This window comes from Nocardia stercoris, assembly GCF_003696265.1.
Lineage (GTDB): Bacteria > Actinomycetota > Actinomycetes > Mycobacteriales > Mycobacteriaceae > Nocardia > Nocardia stercoris.
Map to the genome: position 1 here is coordinate 147,018 of NZ_RFFH01000008.1, position 20,502 is coordinate 167,519.

Sequence of the window (20,502 nt, forward strand, 5' to 3'; positions counted from 1 at the left end):
TACCGCCGCCAAGCGTTGCCGACTCGCAACGGCACACGAGCCGCGCCAAGAAACGCGGAGAGGCGGGGGAGTTTCTAGCGGTAGTTGACGAACTGCAGGGCGATGTCGAAGTCGGCGCCCTTGAGCAGCGAGATCACCTGCTGCAGGTCGTCCCGGCTCTTGCTGCTGACGCGCAGCTCCTCGCCCTGGATCTGCGCCTTGACGCCCTTGGGGCCCTCGTCGCGGATCTTCTTGGAGATCTTCTTCGCGTTCTCCTGGGTGATGCCCTCGACCAGGGTCCCGGTGATCTTGTAGGTCTTGCCGGAGACGGCGGGCTCGCCGGCGTCGAAGGCCTTGAGGGAAATATCACGCCGGATCAGCTTCTCGCGGAACACCTCGAGCGCGGCCTTGACGCGGTCCTCCGATTCGGCCTCGAGGATGATCTTCTCCTCGCCCGACCAGGCGATGCTCGCCCCGGTGCCGCGGAAGTCGTAGCGGGTGTTCAGCTCCTTGGCCGCCTGGTTGAGGGCGTTGTCGACCTCCTGCCGGTCGATCTTGCTCACCACGTCGAACGACGAATCGGCCACGCTCCCCGCCTCTCCGGGTTTCGTGCGGGCGGCCGGGTGCCGCCCGCTCTCCGGCACCCGACTCGGGCGCCGATCCGATCCCGGGCATACCCGGCGAATTTGCCCGGCCCGCGCGAAATCGGTTGTCGCCCGACGATAGTAGTCCGCCGGCGGGGGTGCGGCAGGTAGGAGGTGGGCGTGGTCCGGTCGTGGCTGCGACCAGCCGGTTTGCATCGATGGGCCCGGTTCGTTGTATTCTCTTCACCGCGCCTAGACAGCGTGTTGAGGCAGATTGCCCGAGCGGCCAAAGGGAGCTGACTGTAAATCAGCCGCGCAAGCTACGGAGGTTCGAATCCTTCATCTGCCACCTCGGGAAGCCCCCGTGGACTCCGGTCCGCGGGGGCTTTCGCGTTCCGGAGGATGGCGTGACGGCGGTCGCGCTCGCGCAGGTGCGGGGCGCTCGGCGGCCGCGATCGCCCGGCACTTCGCCCGAAGCGATCGAAAAGACCGGAAAATCAGGCCCTACGCTGCGGGTTTGGTACTGGCACCGTTTCGTGTGTAACCTCTTTCAAGGCTTCAGCGAACGGCCTACCGAGACCGTCGCAGACAAGCCGCGCCCCCTTAGCTCAGTCGGCAGAGCGTTTCCATGGTAAGGAAAAGGTCAACGGTTCGATTCCGTTAGGGGGCTCGCCGGATTGCCGGTGGTTTCCGCTTCGGCACTCGAGCCCAGGGCATCGGGAAGCCGGCGCGGAGGCCACCGCTTTGTCGTGCATATGGCGGTGTAGCTCAGTCGGTAGAGCAAACGACTCATAATCGTTGTGTCGCCGGTTCAAGTCCGGCCATCGCTACCCCATATTCGACCTCAGGTTGACCGGAAAGAAGGAATATCGTGGCCGCGAAGTCCACCGATGTCCGGCCAAAGATCACCTTGGCCTGCGAGCAGTGCAAGCACCGCAACTACATCACCAAGAAGAACCGGCGTAACGACCCGGACCGCCTCGAGCTGAAGAAGTTCTGCCCGAACTGCGGCACCCACCGGGCGCACCGAGAGTCGCGCTGATACTTCGCGTGCCGGCTGCCCCGCGTAGCCGCAGCTGTTTCTACAGCTACACCAGCCCCGAGTGCCGGAGTAGGGATTCACTTCCCTCTCCGGCATTTGCCGTTGGACAGCATCGCCAGTGTGGGCGGGCGGAAGTGAACCAGACCGGAGACTCCCCGACCCGGGGCAGAGAGGGACAGCGTTCGTGACCATCAACACCGAGATCGACGTGGAAGCAGATCCGGCCTTCGATCCTGCTGCCAATGCGGCGGCCCACGTCGGGCACCACTACTGCGTCGAGGACTACTTCGAGGTCGGTCGGGAGCAGATCCGCGAGTACGCGCGATCGGTTCAGGACAAGCACCCGGCGCACTGGGACGAGGCCGGGGCCGCCGAGTTCGGTCACGAGTCGCTCATCGCGCCGCTCACCTTCTTCTCCAAGGTCGGCATCCAGGCGAACATGCGCCTGTTCGAAGAGATCGTCACCGGATACGACCTGAGCCAGATCATGCAGACCGACATGGTCCTGGAGTTCCACCGCCCGATCAGGGTCGGCGACCGGCTGGTCTCCGACGTGTACCTGCACTCGTTCCGCCAGGCGTTCGGCGGCGACATCCTCGTGACCCGCAATGTGGTCACCTCGGGTGACGAGCTGGTCATGGTCGCCTACACCACACTGGTCGGCCGGACCAGTGTCGAGGTCGACGAGAAGCTCGTCAGCGCGGTCAACAACGTGCTGGTGCAGGGCATGACCGGCAACCCGCGGGTCGAGCGGCCGTCCGCCCCGATGCGGGCCGAGGGCGCCCCGCTGGTCATGCCGGTCGTCACCGCCGGCCCGGGGACTCGTGCCTTCGAGGACGTAGCGGTCGGCGACGAACTGCCGGTGAGCTACCGCAGCATCACGCGCGGCGATCTGGTCAACTACGCGGGCGTATCCGGCGACGGCAACCCGATCCATTGGAGCGACAGCATCGCCGAGATGGTCGGCCTGGACAACGTGGTGGCGCACGGCATGCTCACCATGGGCCTGGCCGCCGCGACGATCACGTCGTGGCTCGGCAACCCGGGTTCGGTCAAGGACTACAGCGTGCGCTTCACCAGCCCGGTGTACGTCCCGGTCGACACCCCGGCGCAGATCGAGTTCTCCGGCCGGGTGAAGTCCACCGATCCGGCGACGCGGACAGCCGTCATCGCGATCACCGCCAAATCCGAGGGTCGCAAGATCTTCGGCCGCGCTACCGCCACGGTCCAGCTGCGCTGACGGCCTGCTGTGGCCAGCCGGCGGCCGCCGATTGGCATCCCGGCGGGTCCGTACCGTACACTCGGGTCTCTGGGGTCGCCAGCAACTGCGCGCTGCTCTGAAAGGGGCTGGTTTCCCGGTGGTTTCCACCGGACCGGTACCATTGTCGGAGCGGCGCGCGTGTGTGTAGCGCACTCCTTACAACTGAACAGAACACCTTGTGCTGGATATGTTCCAGCCGAAGGGGCGTAGCTCAATTGGCAGAGCAGCGGTCTCCAAAACCGCAGGTTGCAGGTTCAAGTCCTGTCGCCCCTGCACTGGATTGTCCAGCGACGAGAGAGGATCGACGTGGGTGACGAGCGGGACATTCGCCGCGGCGTGCACGACGCCGACCAGGGCGAACCCGCCGCTGCGGTGAGTCGGCCGAGCGGTAAGCGGTCGTCTCGCCGGACTCGCGTCGAGGCCGCCGGAAGCGATTCCGGCTCGGTGGCCACGCTCGACCGGCCCTCGGGCAAGGCGGCGAAAGCCGGCAAGGGCAAGCAGGCCGCGAAGAAGGCCGACAAGGGCTCGGGTAACCCGATCCAGCGTCTGATCATCTTCCTGCGCGAAGTGGTCGCGGAACTGCGGAAGGTCATCTGGCCCAACCGCAACCAGATGGTCACCTACACGGTCGTGGTCCTGGTGTTCGTGATCTTCACGGTCGCGTTCATCGCGGGACTGGACATCGCGTTCACCCAGGGTGTCAACTGGCTTTTCGGCTAGCTGACCAGCGGCGCCGGTGTTCATCCCGGAAGCGGGACGAGCGGAGCACACTGTGGGCGGAGCGGGGGCGCACCGGATGGTGCGGCCGCGGAGTTCGGCCCCGGCACGCTAGAGGAAGTTAGTGACGACACAGGAAGCGAGTGCCCAGTGAGCACCCCGGAGAACGGCACATCCGACGAATTCCCCGTCGACGACGAGGTAGTCGTGGCTGACGCAGTGGACACCGAGGCTGACCAGGACGCCGCCGAGACCGTCGTGGACGAGTCCGACGAGCAGGCGACGGCCGACGCGCCCGCCGGTTCCGGAGACCCGGTCGCCGAGATGAAGGCCGCGCTGCGCCGCGCGCCCGGTGACTGGTATGTCGTGCACTCCTACGCCGGCTACGAGAACAAGGTCAAGACCAACCTCGAGACCCGTGTCCAGAACCTGGGCCTGGAGGACTACATCTTCCAGGTCGAGGTGCCGACCGAGTCGGTCGTCGAGATCAAGAACGGTCAGCGCAAGAACGTCAACCGCAAGGTGCTGCCGGGCTACATCCTGGTCCGCATGGACCTCAACGACGAGTCCTGGGGCGCGGTCCGCAACACCCCCGGTGTCACCGGTTTCGTCGGCGCCACTTCGCGCCCGTCCCCGCTGACCATCGACGACGTGGTGAAGTTCCTGGTCCCGCAGGAGCAGCAGCAGCCGAAGAAGGCCGCCGCCGCGACCACCGGCGAGGCCGCCGCCGAGGCGATCGTGAAGCCGTCCATCGAGGTCGACTTCGAGGTCGGCGAGTCGGTGACCGTCATGGACGGCCCGTTCGCTACGCTCCCGGCCAGCATCTCCGAGATCAATGCCGAGCAGCAGAAGCTCAAGGTGCTGGTGTCGATCTTCGGTCGCGAGACTCCGGTCGAGCTGGCGTTCACCCAGGTCGAGAAGATCTAGTAGCGCGCTTGTCCGCCTCGCCGTGAGGCGAGCTACCCGGTTTGGGCCGCAGAACGGCGCTGACTAGACTGAGCGGGTTGTGCCTACGGCATTTGCCGTGGGCACATGTCCCGGACAGGCTTACGGGAATCCGTAAGAAACCTAACCAAGGAAGAAAGATGCCCCCGAAGAAGAAGAAGGTCTCTGGGCTCATCAAGCTCCAGATCACCGCCGGTCAGGCCAACCCCGCGCCGCCGGTCGGCCCCGCGCTGGGTCAGCACGGCGTCAACATCATGGAGTTCTGCAAGGCGTACAACGCGGCGACCGAGTCGCAACGTGGCAACGTCATCCCGGTCGAGATCACGGTTTACGAAGACCGCTCGTTCGACTTCAAGCTGAAGACTCCGCCTGCCGCGAAGCTGCTGCTGAAGGCCGCCGGTGTGCAGAAGGGTTCGGCCGAGCCGCACCGCAACAAGGTCGCCACGGTCACCAAGGACCAGATCCTGGAGATCGCCAAGACCAAGCAGGAAGACCTGAACGCGAACGACCTCGAGCAGGCCGCGAAGATCATCGCCGGCACCGCGCGCTCGATGGGCATTCTCGTCGCGGAGTAATCCTCGTGGCCGCGCGTGCGCGGTCGGGGATCCCGTGGGAGGGCCGGCCAGGCCCGACAACCACTGCTGACTTACTGAACAGGACAGAGCAACATGGCAAAACGAAGCAAGGCTTATCTCGAGGCGGCCGCCAAGGTCGACCGCGACACCCTGTACTCCCCGCTGGCGGCGACCCGCCTGGCGAAGGAGACCTCCACCAAGAAGACCGACGCCACCGTCGAGGTCGCGGTCCGTCTCGGTGTCGACCCGCGTAAGGCGGACCAGATGGTCCGTGGCACCGTGAACCTCCCGCACGGCACCGGTAAGACCGCCCGTGTGATCGTGTTCGCGGTCGGCGACAAGGCCACCGAGGCCGAGGCCGCCGGTGCCGACGCCGTGGGCGCCGAGGATCTGATCGAGCGCATCCAGGGCGGCTGGCTGGACTTCGACGCCGCGATCGCCACCCCGGACCAGATGGCCAAGGTCGGCCGGATCGCGCGTGTGCTGGGCCCCCGTGGCCTCATGCCGAACCCCAAGACCGGCACCGTCACCGCGGATGTGACCAAGGCGGTCAACGACATCAAGGGCGGTAAGATCAACTTCCGCGTCGACAAGCAGGCCAACCTTCACTTCGTGATCGGCAAGGCCTCCTTCGACGAGAAGAAGCTGGTGGAGAACTACGGCGCCGCGCTCGAGGAGATCATGCGTGCGAAGCCTTCCACTGCGAAGGGTCGCTACGTCAAGAAGGTGACGATTTCGACGAACACCGGCCCGGGCATCCCGGTGGACCCGAACCGCACCCGCAACCTCACCGAAGAGGACGCGTAAGCACCCGCGTAGTAACGCAAACCCGAAGGGCCGGTACGGATTCCGTACCGGCCCTTCGGCGTTCGCGCGTGGTGTCTCAGGACAGGTTCGCGCCGCTGGGGCTGTCGAGAACCTGGCCGCTGGGGCTGGTGAGTGCGGTCGCGATCGAGCAGAGCAGCGGGTTGGCCGGGGGCGGGGCGTTGACGGCGGAGGTGAACCCGTTGCAGACGGCCATGGCGCTCAACGCGAACGGCAATACCGCGCCGGTCGCGAAGGATCCGGCGGTGTCGGACGCGGCGGTGTCGGTGGGCTGCAACGAGATTCCGGCCGGTGTGGCGCCGGCGACACCGGCCCCGGTGTACACGCCGGTGGCCAGGAGGCCGGCGGCAAGGGTTTTCGTGAGAGTTCGGTTCATGTACAGCTCCGTTCGCAAGGGGTGAGCGAACTGTAACCAATGCTGGATTACGCGGTAATCCCCAAATTTTGGGGGCTTGCGGGGGATGACCGGGCTGTGGTCAGTCGACCGGGGCGATCCGCCCCGGCGGCCAGATCTCGTAGACGGTCTTGCCGTCGATGCTGTCCTCGACCACGGGGTCAGCATAGCGTCCAATAGGTCGCATATTCCGGGATTGATCGGCCGATCCCAGCAACCTCTCAGCACGTCGGTGGGCGACGATTCACGAGATCGCCGGGTGGGAATTCGTCCGGCTGCGCGCCGGGTTTTCCGGCGACGGAACCGGCGCGGAATTGTGCCGAAATACCTTATGTAAGAAGGATATTCGGCCAATTCCGCGCCGGTCGTGCTGTGCCGCAGATATATAGAGTGTCAGTCCCGGTGTCGCAGCCCGTGTCCCACGGCGACCGCGGCGCCGGCCAGGGCCGCCACCGCCAGTATCACGAAGCTCAGCGTGTAGCCGTGCAGGGCCGGAATGTGGGTACCGGTGATGGTGAAGGTCGACAGCAGCGACGCGGTGACCGCACCGGCGACCGCGCCACCGGTGGTGCGGACCAGCGAGTTGATCCCGGAGGCGATACCGCTCTCGCTCATCGGAACGTGCTGCACCGCGAGCGTGCCCAGCGCCGCGTAGGCGATACCGAAACCGGTGCCCTGCAGGGCATTCGAGGCCAGCATGTCGTAGACGTGCCCGTTGGACACGGCCAGCCAGCCCGCCGACGCCGCCGCGAACAGCGACCCGATGGCCAGCGTGTACGCGGCGCCGATGCGGGCCACGATGCGTCCGGCGCGGAAGGAGAAGAAGGTCATCAGCGCGGTGCTGGGCAGACCGTAGAGGCCGACGTCGAGCACCGAGCCGGACAGGCCGTAACCGAGCTTGTCGTGCGGCGCCTGCACGAAATTCGAGATGAGCGTGAAGGATCCATACATCGCGAAGCCGAGCAGCACCGAGATCAGGTTGGCCGACAACGACTTCGGGCCCGCCAGCAGCTGCATCCGCACCAGTGGCTGCGCCACCTTCAGCTCGGCCACCACCCAGACCGCGGTGAGCACGACGGCACCGATCAGCAGGGCGACGACCCGCGTGGAGCCCCAACCCCAGCTGGGTCCCTCGCTGATGCCCAACAGCAGGCAGGTCAGCAGGCCGGCCAGCAGCAGTGCGCCGACGATGTCCGGCCGACCGCCGTGCCGGGCGCCGGTGTCGCTGATGGTGACCGTGATGATCGCCAGGGTCGCGGCGGCCATCGCCGCGACGATCCAGAAGATCGGGTGCGGGTTGGTGGTGTGCTGTGCGATGGCGCCGGTGACCAGCATGCCGACGGTCCCGCCGACGCCCATGGTGCCGCTGACCACGCCGATGGCGGTGGTCAGCTGTTCGCGCGGGAAGGTGTCGCGGATGATGCCGATGGCCAGCGGGATCATGGCGGCCGAGGTGCCCTGCAGGGCCCGGCCGAGGATGTAGATCGGCAGTGATCCGGCCAGCGCGCACACGATCGAGCCGAGCGTCAGCAGGGTCAGGCAGGCCAGCACCATGCTCTTCTTCCCGTACATGTCGCCGAAGCGGGACAGCAGCGGGGTGGCGATGGCGCCGGTGAGCAGGGCGGCGGTGAACAGCCAGGTCACGCCGCCGACGTCGGTGTGCAGCTGGGACAGCAGCCGGGGCAGCAGCGGGATCACCACGGTCTGCTGCAGCGAGACCACCAGGCCCGCGGCGCAGAGCGCGAACAGGGTCGCGCCGAGGTGGGCGGGTTTGTCCGCGCGGGGCGGGGTGGCGACCTCGGGCGAGACGGTCGTGGACATCGGGGCTCCTCATCGCCGGCCGGGCCGGCCGCAGATCCAGCTCCGGGCTTCCGGAGTTGTAATTACCTAAGTTAAGTAATAGGAGTCCTATGATTACCGCATGCCGGACCCGAACGCCAACCCCACCTCCCGCCGACCGGACCGTGCCGAGCACGACCACGGCCGGCTACCGGCGGGTGCGTCGCACCGGGTCGCCCGGCGGGAGCCCCCGGAAGCCGCACTGCGCGAACTGCAGGAGGCCCTGACCCGCATGTCCTACCTGTGGACCCGCGCCCGGCGGCACGGCCGGATCGCCGCCGCCGCCGGTGTCGCCATCGAACGCGCAGGTAGCCAGCTGCTCGGGGTGCTGGTCGCGACCGGTGAACCGATGCGGCTGGGGGAGCTGGCCGCCCGGCTCGACGTCGAAGCACCACACGTGACGCGGGAGGTGCGGCGGCTCGAGGAGGCGGGTCTGGTCCGTCGCGACGCCGACCCCGACGACCGTCGCGCACAACAGATCCGGGTGACCCCGGCCGGCCGGGATGTGATCGACGCCATCAACGCCGCGGGTCGCAACGCCATGCGCGAGGCCCTCGCCGAGTGGAGCGACGAGGACCTGGCGATCGTCGCCCGGCTGAGCCACCGCATGGTCGACGACTTCACCGCCCACGGCGAACGCGCTCAATTGCTCGGTCCCGCAGTCGGTCAGGGCGACCCGGCGGCCGCGCGCTGAGCCCGGCCGACCCCCGTTTTGGCAGATGGGGCCCGGTGCGTTACTCTGGACAACGGTCACCGGCCAGTTCGGTGCCCACCCCCATCGTTCTACCGAAGACCGTAGGTCGCTGCCCCCGGGCAGTCGAAGGTCCGGCCATGAAGCCGGCGGCCCACGCAGGGAGAGCCGAGGACGGGAAACAACCGAGCGTGAGCTCGAATTGATTCTTATCGCCCCGGAACGCCCTGCGTCCGGGGCCGTTTGCTTTTCCGGCCGGGACTGTTTCCTCCCGGAGGCCCCTCGTGAGTCGGTAGTACATCAGGAACCGACATCCAGAGAGGAGGCGAAGTATGGCAAAGCCCGAAAAGATCACCGCGGTCGCGGAGATCGCCGAGCAGTTCAAGTCGTCGACGGCCACCGTCGTCACCGAGTACCGCGGCCTGTCCGTCGGCAAGCTCACCGAGCTGCGTCGCGCCCTCGGCGCTGGTGCGACCTACTCCGTCGCCAAGAACACCCTGGTCAAGCTGGCGGCCGCCGAGGCGGGCGTCGCTGGCCTGGACGAGCTCTTCGTCGGCCCGACCGCGATCACCTTCATCCACGGTGAGCCGGTCGACGCCGCCAAGGCGCTCAAGCAGTTCGCCAAGGACAACAAGGCGCTGGTCATCAAGGGCGGCTACATGGACGGCGCCGCGCTGTCCGTGGCCGAGGTCGAGAAGATCGCCGACCTGGAGTCCCGCGAGGTCCTGCTGGCCAAGCTGGCCGGCGCGATGAAGGGCAACATGAACAAGGCCGCCGGCCTGTTCGCCGCCCCCGCCTCGCAGGTCGCCCGCCTGGCGCAGGCACTGGCCGACAAGAAGGCCGCTGCCGGCGAGACCGCCGAATAAACCACCCCACCAACTTTCTCCATCGCCGGAACCGGCTGGTGGAGAGCCCAATCGAAAGGAGCCATCATGGCTAAGCTCAGCACCGAAGAACTGCTCGACATCTTCTCGGAGATGACCCTGCTGGAGCTCTCGGGCTTCGTCAAGGCGTTCGAGGAGAAGTTCGAGGTCACCGCGGCCGCTCCGGTCGCCGTCGCCGCTGTCGGTGGCGCCGCCGCTCCGGCCGAGGCCGCCGAGGAGCAGGACGAGTTCGACGTCATCCTCGAGGGTGCCGGCGACAAGAAGATCCAGGTCATCAAGGTGGTCCGCGAGATCGTCTCCGGCCTGGGCCTGAAGGAAGCCAAGGACCTGGTCGAGGGTGCCCCGAAGCCGATCCTGGAGAAGGTCGCCAAGGAGGCCGCCGAGGCCGCCAAGGCGAAGCTGGAAGAGGCCGGCGCCAAGGTTTCGGTCAAGTAAGGTTCGGTCGAATACGACGTTCCTGCGCGAACGGGCGGTCCTTCGGGACCGCCCGTTCGTCGTTTGTGGAACCGGTCGCGCGGGTATTTCGATCAGGTGGTTTGTGACCCCATCGCTTTCGCAGTGCCGAGTGTGGCGCTGACTAAGCTGGGCAGTGTCCGTTTCATGCGATACAGTGAGCCGCACTCGGTGCGGCGCGTCACAGCTGCGCTAATTAAATGCGATGACATCGGTCGAGGGGCGTGTCATCAGAAGCTTGTGGAGGTAAGGCGTGGGCGTCGAGGTCAGGACCGAGGGTGTAACCAAGTCTTTCGGTTCGCAGCGCATTTGGCAGGACGTCTCCCTGACGTTGCCTTCCGGTGAGGTCAGCGCGCTGCTGGGCCCGTCCGGTACCGGTAAGTCGGTCTTCCTGAAGTCGCTGATCGGCCTGCTGCGCCCGGAGCGCGGCTCCATCTTCATCGACGGCACCGACATCACCACCTGCTCGAACAAGGAGCTCTACGAGATCCGCAAGCTGTTCGGCGTCCTGTTCCAGGACGGCGCGCTGTTCGGCTCGATGCACCTGTTCGACAACGTGGCGTTCCCGCTGCGCGAGCACACCAAGAAGAGCGAATCCGAGATCAAGAAGATCGTCATGGAGAAGCTCGAGCTCACCGGTCTCCTCGGTGCCGAGCACAAGCTCCCGGGCGAGATCTCCGGCGGTATGCGCAAGCGAGCCGGCCTGGCCCGCGCCCTGGTGCTCGACCCCCAGATCATCCTGGTCGACGAGCCGGACTCCGGTCTGGACCCGGTTCGTACCACCTATCTGGCGCAGCTGCTGATCGACATCAACGCGCAGATCGACGCCACGATCCTGATCGTGACCCACAACATCAACCTGGCCCGGACCGTGCCCGACAACATCGGCATGCTGTTCCGCCGCCAGCTGGTCATGTTCGGCCCGCGCGAGGTGCTGCTCACCTCCGACGAGCCGGTGGTCAAGCAGTTCCTCAACGGCCGCATGGTCGGCCCGATCGGTATGTCGGAGGAGAAGGACGAGGCGCAGATGGCGCGCGAGCAGGCGCTCGCCGACGCCGGCCACTACGACTCCGGCACCGAGGAGATCGAGGGCATCATCCCGCAGATGAAGGCGCAGCCCGGTATGCCGTTCCGGCAGGCCGTCGAGCGCCGCCGCCAGCGGGTCATGGAAATCCTGCACACGCTGCCGCATTCGGCGCAGGTGGCGATCCGGGAGTCCATGGAGGAAGAGGGCCAGACGCAGATTATGCCGGCGTACACAACGGAGGCCGGAAACTCGTTTGACCAGACAATTCGTCAAAACCGGGCAAACGGGTAGTATCTGCAGCCGTGACTCAGACTTCGGCTGGTTGGCGAGCACCGGTCGAGTCCGGGTTCGCCGAGATCGGCAAGGTCTACGCGTTGATGATCGACGTGGCGCGCAAGACCTTTCGCCGTCCTTTCCAATGGCGTGAATTCATCGAGCAGTCCTGGTTCATCGCCAGCGTCTCGATTCTCCCGGCAGCACTGGTCGCGATTCCGTTCGGTGCGGTCGTCGCACTGCAGACGGGCTCACTGATCAAACAGTTGGGCGCGGAAGGCTTCACGGGCGCGACCAGTGTGCTGGCGACCGTCCAGCAGGCGGCGCCGGTGGTGACCGCCCTGATCATCTCCGGCGCGGCCGGTGCGGCGGTCGCCGCGGATCTGGGCTCGCGGACCATCCGCGAGGAGATCGACGCGATGGAAGTTCTCGGTATCGACCCCATCCAACGGCTGGTGGTTCCCCGGGTACTCGGCATGATGCTGGTCGCGTTGCTGCTCAACGGATTGGTCGCGGTGGTCGGCATCGGCGGCGGCTACTTCTTCAATGTGGCGCTGCAGGGCGGTACACCGGGTGCGTACCTGGCGTCGTTCTCCGCGCTCGCGCAACTGCCGGACCTCTGGATCGGCGAGATCAAGGCGCTGGTCTTCGGCCTGCTGGCCGGAGTGATCGCCGCGTACAAGGGGCTGCACCCGAAGGGTGGCCCGAAAGGTGTAGGGGAGGCCGTGAACCAGTCCGTGGTGATCAGCTTCCTGGTGTTGTTCTTCGTCAATCTGCTGCTGACGCTGGTGTATCTGCAGGTCGTTCCGGCGAAGGGGCAGTGAGTATGGTCGTATCCCGTCGCAGTACCCGCGCTTCCCGCGCCGCCCGGTCGGTCGGCGCGGCTTTGCATCGCCCGGTCGAGGTCGTCGACCGCGCGGGTGAGCAGATGGCGTTCTATTCGACTGCCATCGCGTGGATCCCGCGCACCGCGGTCCGCTACCGCAAGGAGGTGACGCGGCTGCTGGCCGAGGTCACCTTCGGTTCCGGCGCGCTCGCGGTGATCGGCGGCACGATCGGCGTGGTCGTGATGATGTCGATGTCGGTCGGTGTGGTGGTCGGCCTGCAGGGCTTCAAAGCCCTGGACGCCCTGGGCACTTCGGTGCTCACCGGCTTCCTGACCGGTTACATCAACACTCGTGAGCTCGCGCCCCTGGTCGCGGCGCTGGCCCTGTCGGCCACGGTCGGTTGTGGTTTCACCGCGCAACTGGGTGCGATGCGGATCTCGGAGGAGATCGACGCGCTCGAGGTGATGGCGGTTCCGAGTGTGCCGTTCCTGGTCACCTCACGGGTGATCGCCGGATTCGTCGCGGTGATCCCGCTGTACGTGGTCGGCCTGCTCGGCACCTATCTGGCGTCGAGACAGATCAGTGTGTGGTTCAACGGGCAGTCCAGCGGGTCCTACGACAGTTACTTCCATCTGTTCCTGCCGGCCGAGGACGTGTTGTATTCGTTCCTCAAGGTGCTGGTCTTCGCGTTCGTGATCATCCTGATCCACTGCTACTACGGGTTCAACGCCACCGGCGGCCCGGCCGGGGTCGGTGTGGCGGTGGGCCGTGCGGTGCGAACCTCGATCGTGTTGATCAACGTGCTCGACTTCTTCCTGAGTCTGGCCATCTGGGGCACCACCACCACGGTCAGGGTGGCCGGCTAGTGGCGCGGCGCCGCAGCCCGGCCGCGGCGGCCCGGCTGGAGAAGATTCGGATCCGGACGCTCGGCGTGCTGTTCTTCGTGATGGCCGTGCTGTTCGTGTACACGACGATCAACATCTACAACAAGACCTGGGTCAGCGACATGCGTGTCGACCTGATCACCGACTCGGTCGGCAACGCGCTCACCCGCGACGCCGACGTGAAGGTGCGGGGCGTGACGGTCGGGACCGTGCGCTCCAGCGACTCCGAGGCCGGCAAGGTCACGCTGCACCTGTCGCTGAACCCGGGCAAGGTCGAGAAGGTGCCGGTGAACGTCACCGCCCGCCTGCTGCCGAAGACGCTGTTCGGTGAGCGCTACGTGGATCTGGTGTGGCCGGAACAGCCGGGTGAGCCGATCCACGCCGGCGCGACCCTGCATCAGGACGTGAGCGGCAACGCGATCGAGGTCTCCGAGTTGCTCGACAACGTGCTGCCGCTGCTGCAGTCGATCCCGCCGCAGTACCTGAGCGCGACGCTCGGTGCGCTGTCGCAGGCGCTGGTCGGGCAGGGAAAGAACCTCGGTGACACCATCGACCGGCTCGACAAGGTCTTCACCGGGATCAACGGCGAGATGCCCGCGCTGCAGAGCGATCTGCACAACCTGGCCACCGTCGCCGACACCTACTCCGACGCGCTGCCGCAACTGGTCGACACCCTCGACAACCTGCGCACGCTGAACGCGACGGTGATCCAGAAGCGCTCGCAGATCGACACGTTGTACGCGGTGCTCACCCCGACCTCGGCGCAGACCGCCGACTTCCTGGCGGCCAACCACGACAACATCATCGACGTGGCCGCCGACTCGCGGCCCGCACTGCAGCTGCTGGCCGAGTACTCGCCCGCGTACGCGTGCGCGCTGGCCAACTTCGCGGCCTTGAAACCGCGGATCGACAACATCTTCGGTAAGGGCACCGACCTGCCGGGTTCGCGGGTGAGCATCCAGCTCACCAACACGCGCGGCCGGTACCTGCCCAACCAGGACGAGCCACGCTGGTTCGACGAGCACGGCCCGGTCTGTTTCCCGGAGACCCCGTTCCATGACGCCGGCCAGTACCCGGCGGGCCCGCTGAACGACGGCTCCTACCAGCCGCCGAGCCGCAACCCGGGCGACCAGAACGCCGGGCAGCTGCCGGCCGCCCAGTTCTCGGTCTTCGGGCCGCAGGCCACGACCATGATCGGTTCGCCGGCCGAGACCCAGGCGCTGGGCGCGATCTACGGTGCCGCCAACGGGGTGTCGCCGGACCAGGTGCCGACCTGGGTGACCCGGATCGGTGCACCCGCCCTGCGCGGTAGCGAGGTGAGTGTGAAGTGAGGTTCCGTACCGAGCTGCTGCGCGGGCTGGGCGGCCCGTTGACCAAGCTGGCGATCTTCGTCGTGGTCACGGTCCTGGCGACCGGGCTGTTGGGCTTGACGATCGCCAACTATTCCGGCGGCGGCACCGAATTCAAGGCCCGGTTCACCGACGCCACCTCGCTGAACCCGGGTGACGACGTGCGGATCGCGGGTGTCCGGGTGGGCACCGTGAAGAACGTGCGGATCGTCGACCGGTCGCTGGCCGAGGTGAGTTTCGATGTGTCCGACCGTAATTGGCTGCCCGCGTCGACCACCGCGACCATCCGGTTCCGCAATCTGGTCGGGCAGCGGTATCTGGCGCTCGAGCAGGGGCCGGGGGAGCAGGGCCGAAAGATCAAGGCGGGCGGCACCATTCCGCTCGAGCAGACCCATCCGGCGCTGAACCTCACCACGCTGTTCAACGGTTTCCGGCCGCTGTTCCAGACGCTGACCGCCGACGACGTGAACAAACTGTCCTACGAGATCATCCAGGTGTTCCAGGGTGAGTCGGGGACGATCCACGACCTGGTCGCCAGCACCGCCTCGCTGACCAACAAGATCGCCGACAAGGACGCCGTGATCGGTTCGGTGGTCACCAATCTCAACCACATCCTCGACACCGTCAACGCGCGCGACGACCAGCTCGACCAGCTGATCGTGAACACCGAGGCTCTGGTCAGCGGCCTGGCCGCGGAACGCGGGACGATCGGTTCCGCGGTCACCTCGCTGGGCAACCTGGCCTCGGCCACCGCCGACCTGCTGGTGCCGACCCGGCCGACCCTGCAGGGTTCGATCGCCGGTCTCAGCCAGCTCACCGGCACCCTCGACGACCGCTCGCCCGAGGTGAACGAGGCCCTGACCAACCTGCCGATCAAGCTGGAGAAGCTGGGCCGGGCCGCCAGCTACGGCTCCTGGTTCCAGTTCTACCTCTGCGGCATCGACATCGTGGCGGGCCCGGGCGCGCAGTCCGCGCCGCAACTCTCGGTGCCGGCCGCGCTGCCCACGGTGAACCAGCCGCTCTACACCAACCCGGCGCCGCGCTGTCACGGAAAGGGCGGTCGCGGATGAGGAACCGATACAGCACGATCCCCGGCGGGCGCCGCGGCCGGGTCCGCAACCGGGGCTTGTGTTCCGGCGCGCTCGCGGGATTTCCTGATCACATGGGTTCGGAGGGGGTGACCGTTCATGGATGACCGCGTACTGCTGGGCCGGCGCAGCCCCGCGTTCATCGGCGCGCTCGGCACCTTCATGGCCGTGCTGATCACCCTGTCGGCGTTCTATGTGGACAAGTTGCCGATCATCGGCGCCGGGGTCACCTACACCGCGGAGTTCACCGAGGCCGCGGGTCTGCACGCCGGTAACGAGGTGCGGATCGCCGGGGTCAAGGTCGGCTCGGTGTCGGGTGTATCCCTCGACGGCGACCGGGTGCTGGTGAAGTTCCGCACCCAGGATGCCTGGATCGGGGACGAGACCACCGCGTCGATCCAGATCAAGACGCTGCTCGGGCAGAAGTACCTGGCGCTCGACCCGCGGGGTACGAAGGTGGCGGATCCGTCGAAGCGGATTCCGTTGTCGCGCACGGTATCTCCCTACGACGTGGTGGACGCGTTCAGCGACGCGGCCAGCAGCATCGAGAACACGAACACCGCCCAGCTGGCGCAGAGCATGCAGGTACTGGCCGACGCCTTCTCCGGCACGCCCGCCGACATCCGCAGTTCCATCGACGGTGTCGAGCGGCTGTCGGAGACCGTGGCCAAGCGTGACGACCAGCTCAAGCAGCTGTTCGCCGCCACCAGCAAGACCACCAAGGTGCTCGCCGACCGCAATGCCGAGTTCGAACGGCTGATCGCCAACGGCGGCCAGCTGCTCACCGAACTCAACACCCGTCAGCAGTCGATCAAGCAGCTGCTCACCGGCGCCAAGACGGTGTCCGCGGAACTGACAGCGCTGGTCGCCGACAACGAGCAGCAGACCACGCCCGCGCTGGAGAACCTGAAGAAGGCCATCGACATGCTCGATGCCCACCAGCAGGATCTGTCCAAGACCCTGAGCCTGGCGGCGCCGTTCTACGGCCTGTACGCCAGCGTGCTCGGTACCGGTCGCTGGTTCGACGCGGTCATCGTCAACCTGACCCCGCCGGCCCTGCCCGAGGTTCCGGGCGACCGGCCGCCGGTTCGCGCGTTGGGAGGTAACTGATGAACGCCCATCCGCGTGACCTGTTGACCAAGCTGCGGAACTCCAGCCGCGGCACCAAGATCGTCCTGTCGTTCGTGCTGGTCGGCGCCTTGGTGCTGGGCGGTGCGGCGTGGTGGATCTACGACACCTACAACACCACCAAGATCACCGCGTACTTCGATCGCTCGGTCGGTATCTACCAGGGTTCCGACGTGCGGATCCTCGGTGTGCCGGTCGGCAAGGTCGATTCGGTGACGCCGCAGGGTGATCAGGTGAAGGTGGTGCTGAAGGTCGACCGCGGCTTCGATATTCCCGCCGATGCCCGCGCCGCGCAGATCACCCCGTCGGTGGTGTCCGACCGCTACATCCAGCTCACCCCGGTCTATCGCGGTGGCCCGAAAATGGCTCGCGCCGCGACGATTCCGCGCGACCGCACCGCCACTCCGGTGGAGGTCGACCGGCTGTACCAGAGCATCACGCAACTCTCGGATGCATTGGGGCCCAACGGCGCCAACAAGGACGGCGCCCTCAACCAACTGGTCCGCAGCGGCGCCGAGAACCTCGCCGGTAACGGCGACGCGCTCGCCGCGAGCATGACGCAGCTGTCCAAAGCGGCTCGTACCCTGTCGGATTCGCGTGGCGACCTGTTCGACACGGTCAAGAATCTGCAGACCTTCGTCACCACCCTGGCCCAGCACGACAGCGACGTGCGCACGTTCAACGGGCAGCTGGCCAGCCTGGCCGGCTTCCTCGCCACCGAACGCGACGACCTCGGGCAGTCGCTGAACCTGCTGTCGATTGCGCTCGGCGACGTGGCCCGCTACATCAGCGAGAACCAGGATCAGATCGCCGGCAACGCGCAGGCGCTGACCACCCTCACCCAGACTCTGGCCGACCAGCGGGCCGACCTGGCCGCCGCGCTGCCGAAACTGCCACTGGCACTGAGCAACCTGGTGAACGTGCACAACGGTGAGTCCGGCACCCTGGACATGCGCGCCAACCTCACCGACCTGCAGGACCCGTTCGGCGTCATGTGCAAGCTGATCGACCTGGGGCAACTGCGACCCGGCGACCCGCAGTTCGAGGCGCTCGGCAAGCAGATGCGGCCGATCATCGACAACTGCAAGAACATCACCGGCGCGGTGACCGCCGCCGTGCAGTCGCCGACGCTGATCCTGCCCTTCGGTGTGCTCAGCAACGAGAACATCCAGCGCAACCCCGTACCCGGGACCGTACCGGGCACGCCCTCGGATCGGTTGCCGCCGTCGCAGGGAGGCCCGAAGTGACCGCCCGTCGCGTGCGTACCGCCGGCGCGGCCACCGTGCTGGGCACGGTGAGCCTGCTGGTCACCGCCTGCGGCAGCCACGGCATCTACGACGTGCCGCTGCCCGGCGGCGCCGATGTCGGCTCGCACCCGCTGCACATCGACGCCGACTTCGCCGACGTGCTCGACCTGGTACCGCAGTCGGCGGTGAAGCTCGACGGCGTGCCGGTGGGCCGCGTGCAGTCGCTGGGTATCGGCCGCGACGGCTGGACCGCGGTCGCGCATCTGGTCGTGAACTCCTCGGTGCAGTTGCCCGCCAACGCGCACGCCGAGGTGAAGCAGTCGAACCTGCTGGGCGAGAAGTACGTCGAGCTGTCCGCGCCCAAGGAGGCGGCACCGGCGAAGCTCGCCGACCACGCCACCATTCCGATCGAGAACACCCGCACCGCAACCGAAGTGGAGCAGGTGCTCGGCGCGCTGTCACTGCTGCTCAACGGCGGCGGGATCGCGCAGCTGAAGCCGATCGTCACCGAACTGAACACCGCGCTCGACGGTCACGAGAAGCAGACCCGGGACCTGCTGGAACAGGCCAAGACCCTGATCGACGGCCTCAACACCCAGATCGGTGACATCCAGCACGCGCTCGACAGCCTGGACACCCTCAGTACCCGAGTGAGCGGGCAGACCCAGCAGCTCGGCAAGATCCTCGACGAACTGCCGGCCGGGATCAAGATCCTCGACCAGCAGCGGCCCGAACTGATCGGCCTGCTGAGCCAGCTCGACCGGGTCGGCCAGGCCGGCTTCGCGGTGCTGGACAAGTCCAAGGACGATCTGATCGCCGACCTGCAGGCGCTGCGCCCCACACTGCAGGAACTGGGCAGGTCCGCGCCGGACCTGGTGACCGCGTTCCCGCTGGTCCCCACCTACCCGTTCCCGGACGAGGCGATCAAGTCCGCGATCGGCGGTTCGGTGAACACCTGGCTGTCGGTCGATCTGCAGATCGGCACCACGCTGTCGAATCTCGGTGTGGGCAAACCGGATCCGGTGTACATCCCGCCGGTCGGCCGTCCGGTGCCGGTGGCGCCGGACAATCCGTACTACAACGGCAACGGGCCGCGCCCGGGCTGGCCCACGATCTCGCTGGTGCCGCTGCCCGGCAGCCTGGCGGTCCTGCCGCCCGGCCTGCCCGATGACCCGATCGGTTCGATCCTCGGCCAGTTGGGGGTGCCGCCGCGATGACTCGCCTCGTACGTAATCAGTTGGTGGCGTTGGTGATCATCGCCGTGCTCGGCATCGTCTACGTCGGTGCCAACTACGTCCACCTGGACCATCTGCTCGGCTTCGGGGTCTACCACGTCAAGGTCGAGATGCCCCGCACCGGCAACGTGTCGCCGGGCGCCGAGGTCACCTACCGCGGGGTGCCGGTGGGCCGGGTCGGTGCCACCGACGTCACCACCGACGGCGTGGTGGTGCGCCTGGACCTCGACACCAACAAGCCGAAGATCCCGGACGACGCGAAAGCCGTTGTGGCGGACCGTTCGGCGATCGGTGAGCAGTTCGTCGACCTGCAGCCCGCGCGGGCCGGCGGCCCGTATCTGCGCGACGGCTCGGTCATCGACGGTGCCCAGCTGCCGGTGAAGGTGGAAGACCTGCTGGCCAGCGTGAACGGATTCGCGGCCAGTACCGATCTGGCCGCGGTGCGGACCACGGTCACCGAACTGGGCCGCGCGTTCGACGGCCAGGGTGACAACCTGCGGTCGCTGCTGGACTCGCTGAACCTGGTGAGCCAGGCCGCGGCCGAGAATCTGCCGCAGACCGTGCAGCTGATCCACGACGCCCAGATCGTGTTGCAGACCCAGGCTGACCAGTCGCCGGCCATCCTGCAATTCAGTGACGGCCTCGACAAGGTCGCCGCGCAGCTGCGCAGCAACGACCCCGACATCCGGCGGCTGATCGGCACCGGCACCGACGCCGGCAACGAGATCGGCACCCTGCTCACCCGCAGCGGTGCCCCGCTTACTACGGACCTGGCCAACCTGCGGCAGCTGCTGCTGGCGGTCTCGCCGCAGTACTACGCGCTGCGGCCGCTGCTGCAGATGCTGCCCATCCTGTCGTGGGGTGGCTCGATGACCGCGCCGGGCGACAACACCAGCCACTTCGGCCTGGTGCTGGAGACGAACAACCCGCCGGCCTGCACCATCGGCTACGAGGGCACCCAGGCCATCCTGAACCGGATGAAGGCGCAGAACCCCGACTTCGACGACACCAGGGACGACTTCCCGTTCAATACCGACGCCAAATGCGCTGTGCCGCAAGGCAGTGTGACCGCGGTCCGCGGTGGCGAACGGGCGAACCTGGCCGATCCGCTGGTGCCGCAGCCTTGGGACGAGACCCCCAAGGTCGACCCCGACAAGCTGAACCTGGCCCCGCTGGCCAGTCAGCTGGCGCCGCTCATCGGCGTCACCCAGAAGTAGTGGGTGTCGACAACGCTGGAATGGGTACCGCCCGGGCT

21 protein-coding genes and 4 tRNA genes are annotated in these 20,502 nt (G+C 67.0%); 22 read left to right on the forward strand and 3 right to left on the reverse strand.

Annotation, left to right across the window (positions count from 1 at the left end):
* Window positions 1–74: 74 nt before the first annotated feature.
* Window positions 75–566, reverse strand: a complete 492-nt coding sequence (locus tag EBN03_RS19920) for a YajQ family cyclic di-GMP-binding protein (RefSeq protein ID WP_122189710.1) — start codon at window positions 564–566, stop codon at window positions 75–77.
* Window positions 567–831: 265 nt separating this feature from the next.
* On the opposite strand from EBN03_RS19920, the gene EBN03_RS19925 reads away from it, so the two are divergent.
* The 10 genes from EBN03_RS19925 to rplA all read left to right on the forward strand — a co-directional run bounded on the left by EBN03_RS19925 (window position 832) and on the right by rplA (window position 5,910).
* Window positions 832–912, forward strand: a tRNA-Tyr gene (locus EBN03_RS19925).
* Window positions 913–1,160: 248 nt separating this feature from the next.
* Window positions 1,161–1,233 (forward strand) — tRNA-Thr (locus EBN03_RS19930).
* A gap of 87 nt (window positions 1,234–1,320) precedes the next feature.
* Window positions 1,321–1,393, forward strand: a tRNA-Met gene (locus EBN03_RS19935).
* A 41-nt stretch (window positions 1,394–1,434) separates the two neighbouring features.
* Entirely contained in the window at window positions 1,435–1,605 is a 171-nt protein-coding gene (gene rpmG, locus EBN03_RS19940) for a 50S ribosomal protein L33 (RefSeq protein WP_011211653.1), read from the forward strand.
* A gap of 184 nt (window positions 1,606–1,789) precedes the next feature.
* Entirely contained in the window at window positions 1,790–2,845 is a 1,056-nt protein-coding gene (locus EBN03_RS19945; protein ID WP_122189575.1) for a fused (3R)-hydroxyacyl-ACP dehydratase subunits HadA/HadB, read from the forward strand.
* A 221-nt stretch (window positions 2,846–3,066) separates the two neighbouring features.
* Window positions 3,067–3,139, forward strand: a tRNA-Trp gene (locus EBN03_RS19950).
* A gap of 33 nt (window positions 3,140–3,172) precedes the next feature.
* Window positions 3,173–3,586 (forward strand): preprotein translocase subunit SecE, encoded by a 414-nt coding sequence (gene secE / locus EBN03_RS19955; protein ID WP_122189576.1) that lies wholly within the window; start codon window positions 3,173–3,175, stop codon window positions 3,584–3,586.
* A gap of 147 nt (window positions 3,587–3,733) precedes the next feature.
* Entirely contained in the window at window positions 3,734–4,510 is a 777-nt protein-coding gene (gene nusG / locus EBN03_RS19960; protein ID WP_122189577.1) for a transcription termination/antitermination protein NusG, read from the forward strand.
* A 158-nt stretch (window positions 4,511–4,668) separates the two neighbouring features.
* Entirely contained in the window at window positions 4,669–5,103 is a 435-nt protein-coding gene (gene rplK, locus EBN03_RS19965; protein ID WP_122189578.1) for a 50S ribosomal protein L11, read from the forward strand.
* A gap of 93 nt (window positions 5,104–5,196) precedes the next feature.
* The gene (gene rplA / locus EBN03_RS19970) at window positions 5,197–5,910 is read left to right on the forward strand and encodes a 50S ribosomal protein L1 (protein ID WP_122189579.1); all 714 of its coding nucleotides are present in this window, start codon (window positions 5,197–5,199) and stop codon (window positions 5,908–5,910) included.
* Between the two features lie 76 nt (window positions 5,911–5,986).
* Here the strand turns inward: rplA and EBN03_RS19975 are convergent, their stop codons facing one another.
* Both EBN03_RS19975 and EBN03_RS19980 read right to left on the reverse strand, forming a co-directional pair.
* Window positions 5,987–6,304 carry a hypothetical protein gene (locus EBN03_RS19975; RefSeq protein ID WP_122189580.1) on the reverse strand — a complete coding sequence of 106 codons (318 nt, stop codon included), beginning with the start codon at window positions 6,302–6,304 and terminating at the stop codon, window positions 5,987–5,989.
* Between the two features lie 411 nt (window positions 6,305–6,715).
* Window positions 6,716–8,143, reverse strand: coding sequence for an MFS transporter (locus tag EBN03_RS19980; RefSeq protein WP_122189581.1), 1,428 nt, complete (start codon window positions 8,141–8,143; stop codon window positions 6,716–6,718).
* Window positions 8,144–8,243: 100 nt separating this feature from the next.
* Here EBN03_RS19980 and EBN03_RS19985 point away from each other — a divergent pair, with 100 nt between their 5' ends.
* The 12 genes from EBN03_RS19985 (at window position 8,244) to EBN03_RS20040 (ending at window position 20,464) form a co-directional block, all read left to right on the forward strand.
* The gene (locus EBN03_RS19985; protein ID WP_122189582.1) at window positions 8,244–8,855 is read left to right on the forward strand and encodes a MarR family winged helix-turn-helix transcriptional regulator; all 612 of its coding nucleotides are present in this window, start codon (window positions 8,244–8,246) and stop codon (window positions 8,853–8,855) included.
* Window positions 8,856–9,184: 329 nt separating this feature from the next.
* Window positions 9,185–9,718, forward strand: a complete 534-nt coding sequence (rplJ, locus tag EBN03_RS19990) for a 50S ribosomal protein L10 (protein ID WP_122189583.1) — start codon at window positions 9,185–9,187, stop codon at window positions 9,716–9,718.
* 66 nt (window positions 9,719–9,784) lie between these two features.
* On the forward strand, window positions 9,785–10,171 hold the full coding sequence (gene rplL / locus EBN03_RS19995; protein WP_122189584.1) for a 50S ribosomal protein L7/L12: 387 nt from the start codon (window positions 9,785–9,787) through the stop codon (window positions 10,169–10,171).
* Between the two features lie 271 nt (window positions 10,172–10,442).
* Entirely contained in the window at window positions 10,443–11,507 is a 1,065-nt protein-coding gene (locus tag EBN03_RS20000; RefSeq protein ID WP_122189585.1) for an ABC transporter ATP-binding protein, read from the forward strand.
* 86 nt (window positions 11,508–11,593) lie between these two features.
* Window positions 11,594–12,313 (forward strand): MlaE family ABC transporter permease, encoded by a 720-nt coding sequence (locus EBN03_RS20005; protein WP_233608486.1) that lies wholly within the window; start codon window positions 11,594–11,596, stop codon window positions 12,311–12,313.
* A 2-nt stretch (window positions 12,314–12,315) separates the two neighbouring features.
* Complete coding sequence (locus EBN03_RS20010; protein WP_122189586.1) at window positions 12,316–13,182, forward strand: MlaE family ABC transporter permease; 867 nt, start codon at window positions 12,316–12,318, stop codon at window positions 13,180–13,182.
* On the forward strand, window positions 13,182–14,531 hold the full coding sequence (locus tag EBN03_RS20015) for an MCE family protein (RefSeq protein WP_267899300.1): 1,350 nt from the start codon (window positions 13,182–13,184) through the stop codon (window positions 14,529–14,531). Before EBN03_RS20010 ends, EBN03_RS20015 begins: the two co-directional genes overlap by 1 nt.
* Before the next feature lie 17 nt (window positions 14,532–14,548).
* The gene (locus EBN03_RS20020) at window positions 14,549–15,619 is read left to right on the forward strand and encodes an MCE family protein (protein ID WP_122189713.1); all 1,071 of its coding nucleotides are present in this window, start codon (window positions 14,549–14,551) and stop codon (window positions 15,617–15,619) included.
* Between the two features lie 117 nt (window positions 15,620–15,736).
* On the forward strand, window positions 15,737–16,747 hold the full coding sequence (locus EBN03_RS20025) for an MCE family protein (RefSeq protein WP_233608474.1): 1,011 nt from the start codon (window positions 15,737–15,739) through the stop codon (window positions 16,745–16,747).
* A complete protein-coding gene (locus EBN03_RS20030; protein ID WP_122189587.1) occupies window positions 16,747–18,012 on the forward strand; it encodes an MCE family protein in 1,266 nt (421 codons plus the stop codon). Before EBN03_RS20025 ends, EBN03_RS20030 begins: the two co-directional genes overlap by 1 nt.
* Complete coding sequence (locus EBN03_RS20035) at window positions 18,009–19,229, forward strand: MCE family protein (RefSeq protein ID WP_233608475.1); 1,221 nt, start codon at window positions 18,009–18,011, stop codon at window positions 19,227–19,229. Before EBN03_RS20030 ends, EBN03_RS20035 begins: the two co-directional genes overlap by 4 nt.
* The gene (locus tag EBN03_RS20040) at window positions 19,226–20,464 is read left to right on the forward strand and encodes an MCE family protein (RefSeq protein ID WP_122189588.1); all 1,239 of its coding nucleotides are present in this window, start codon (window positions 19,226–19,228) and stop codon (window positions 20,462–20,464) included. The genes EBN03_RS20035 and EBN03_RS20040 overlap by 4 nt, the downstream gene beginning before the upstream one ends.
* The last annotated feature ends 38 nt before the right edge of the window (window positions 20,465–20,502 follow it).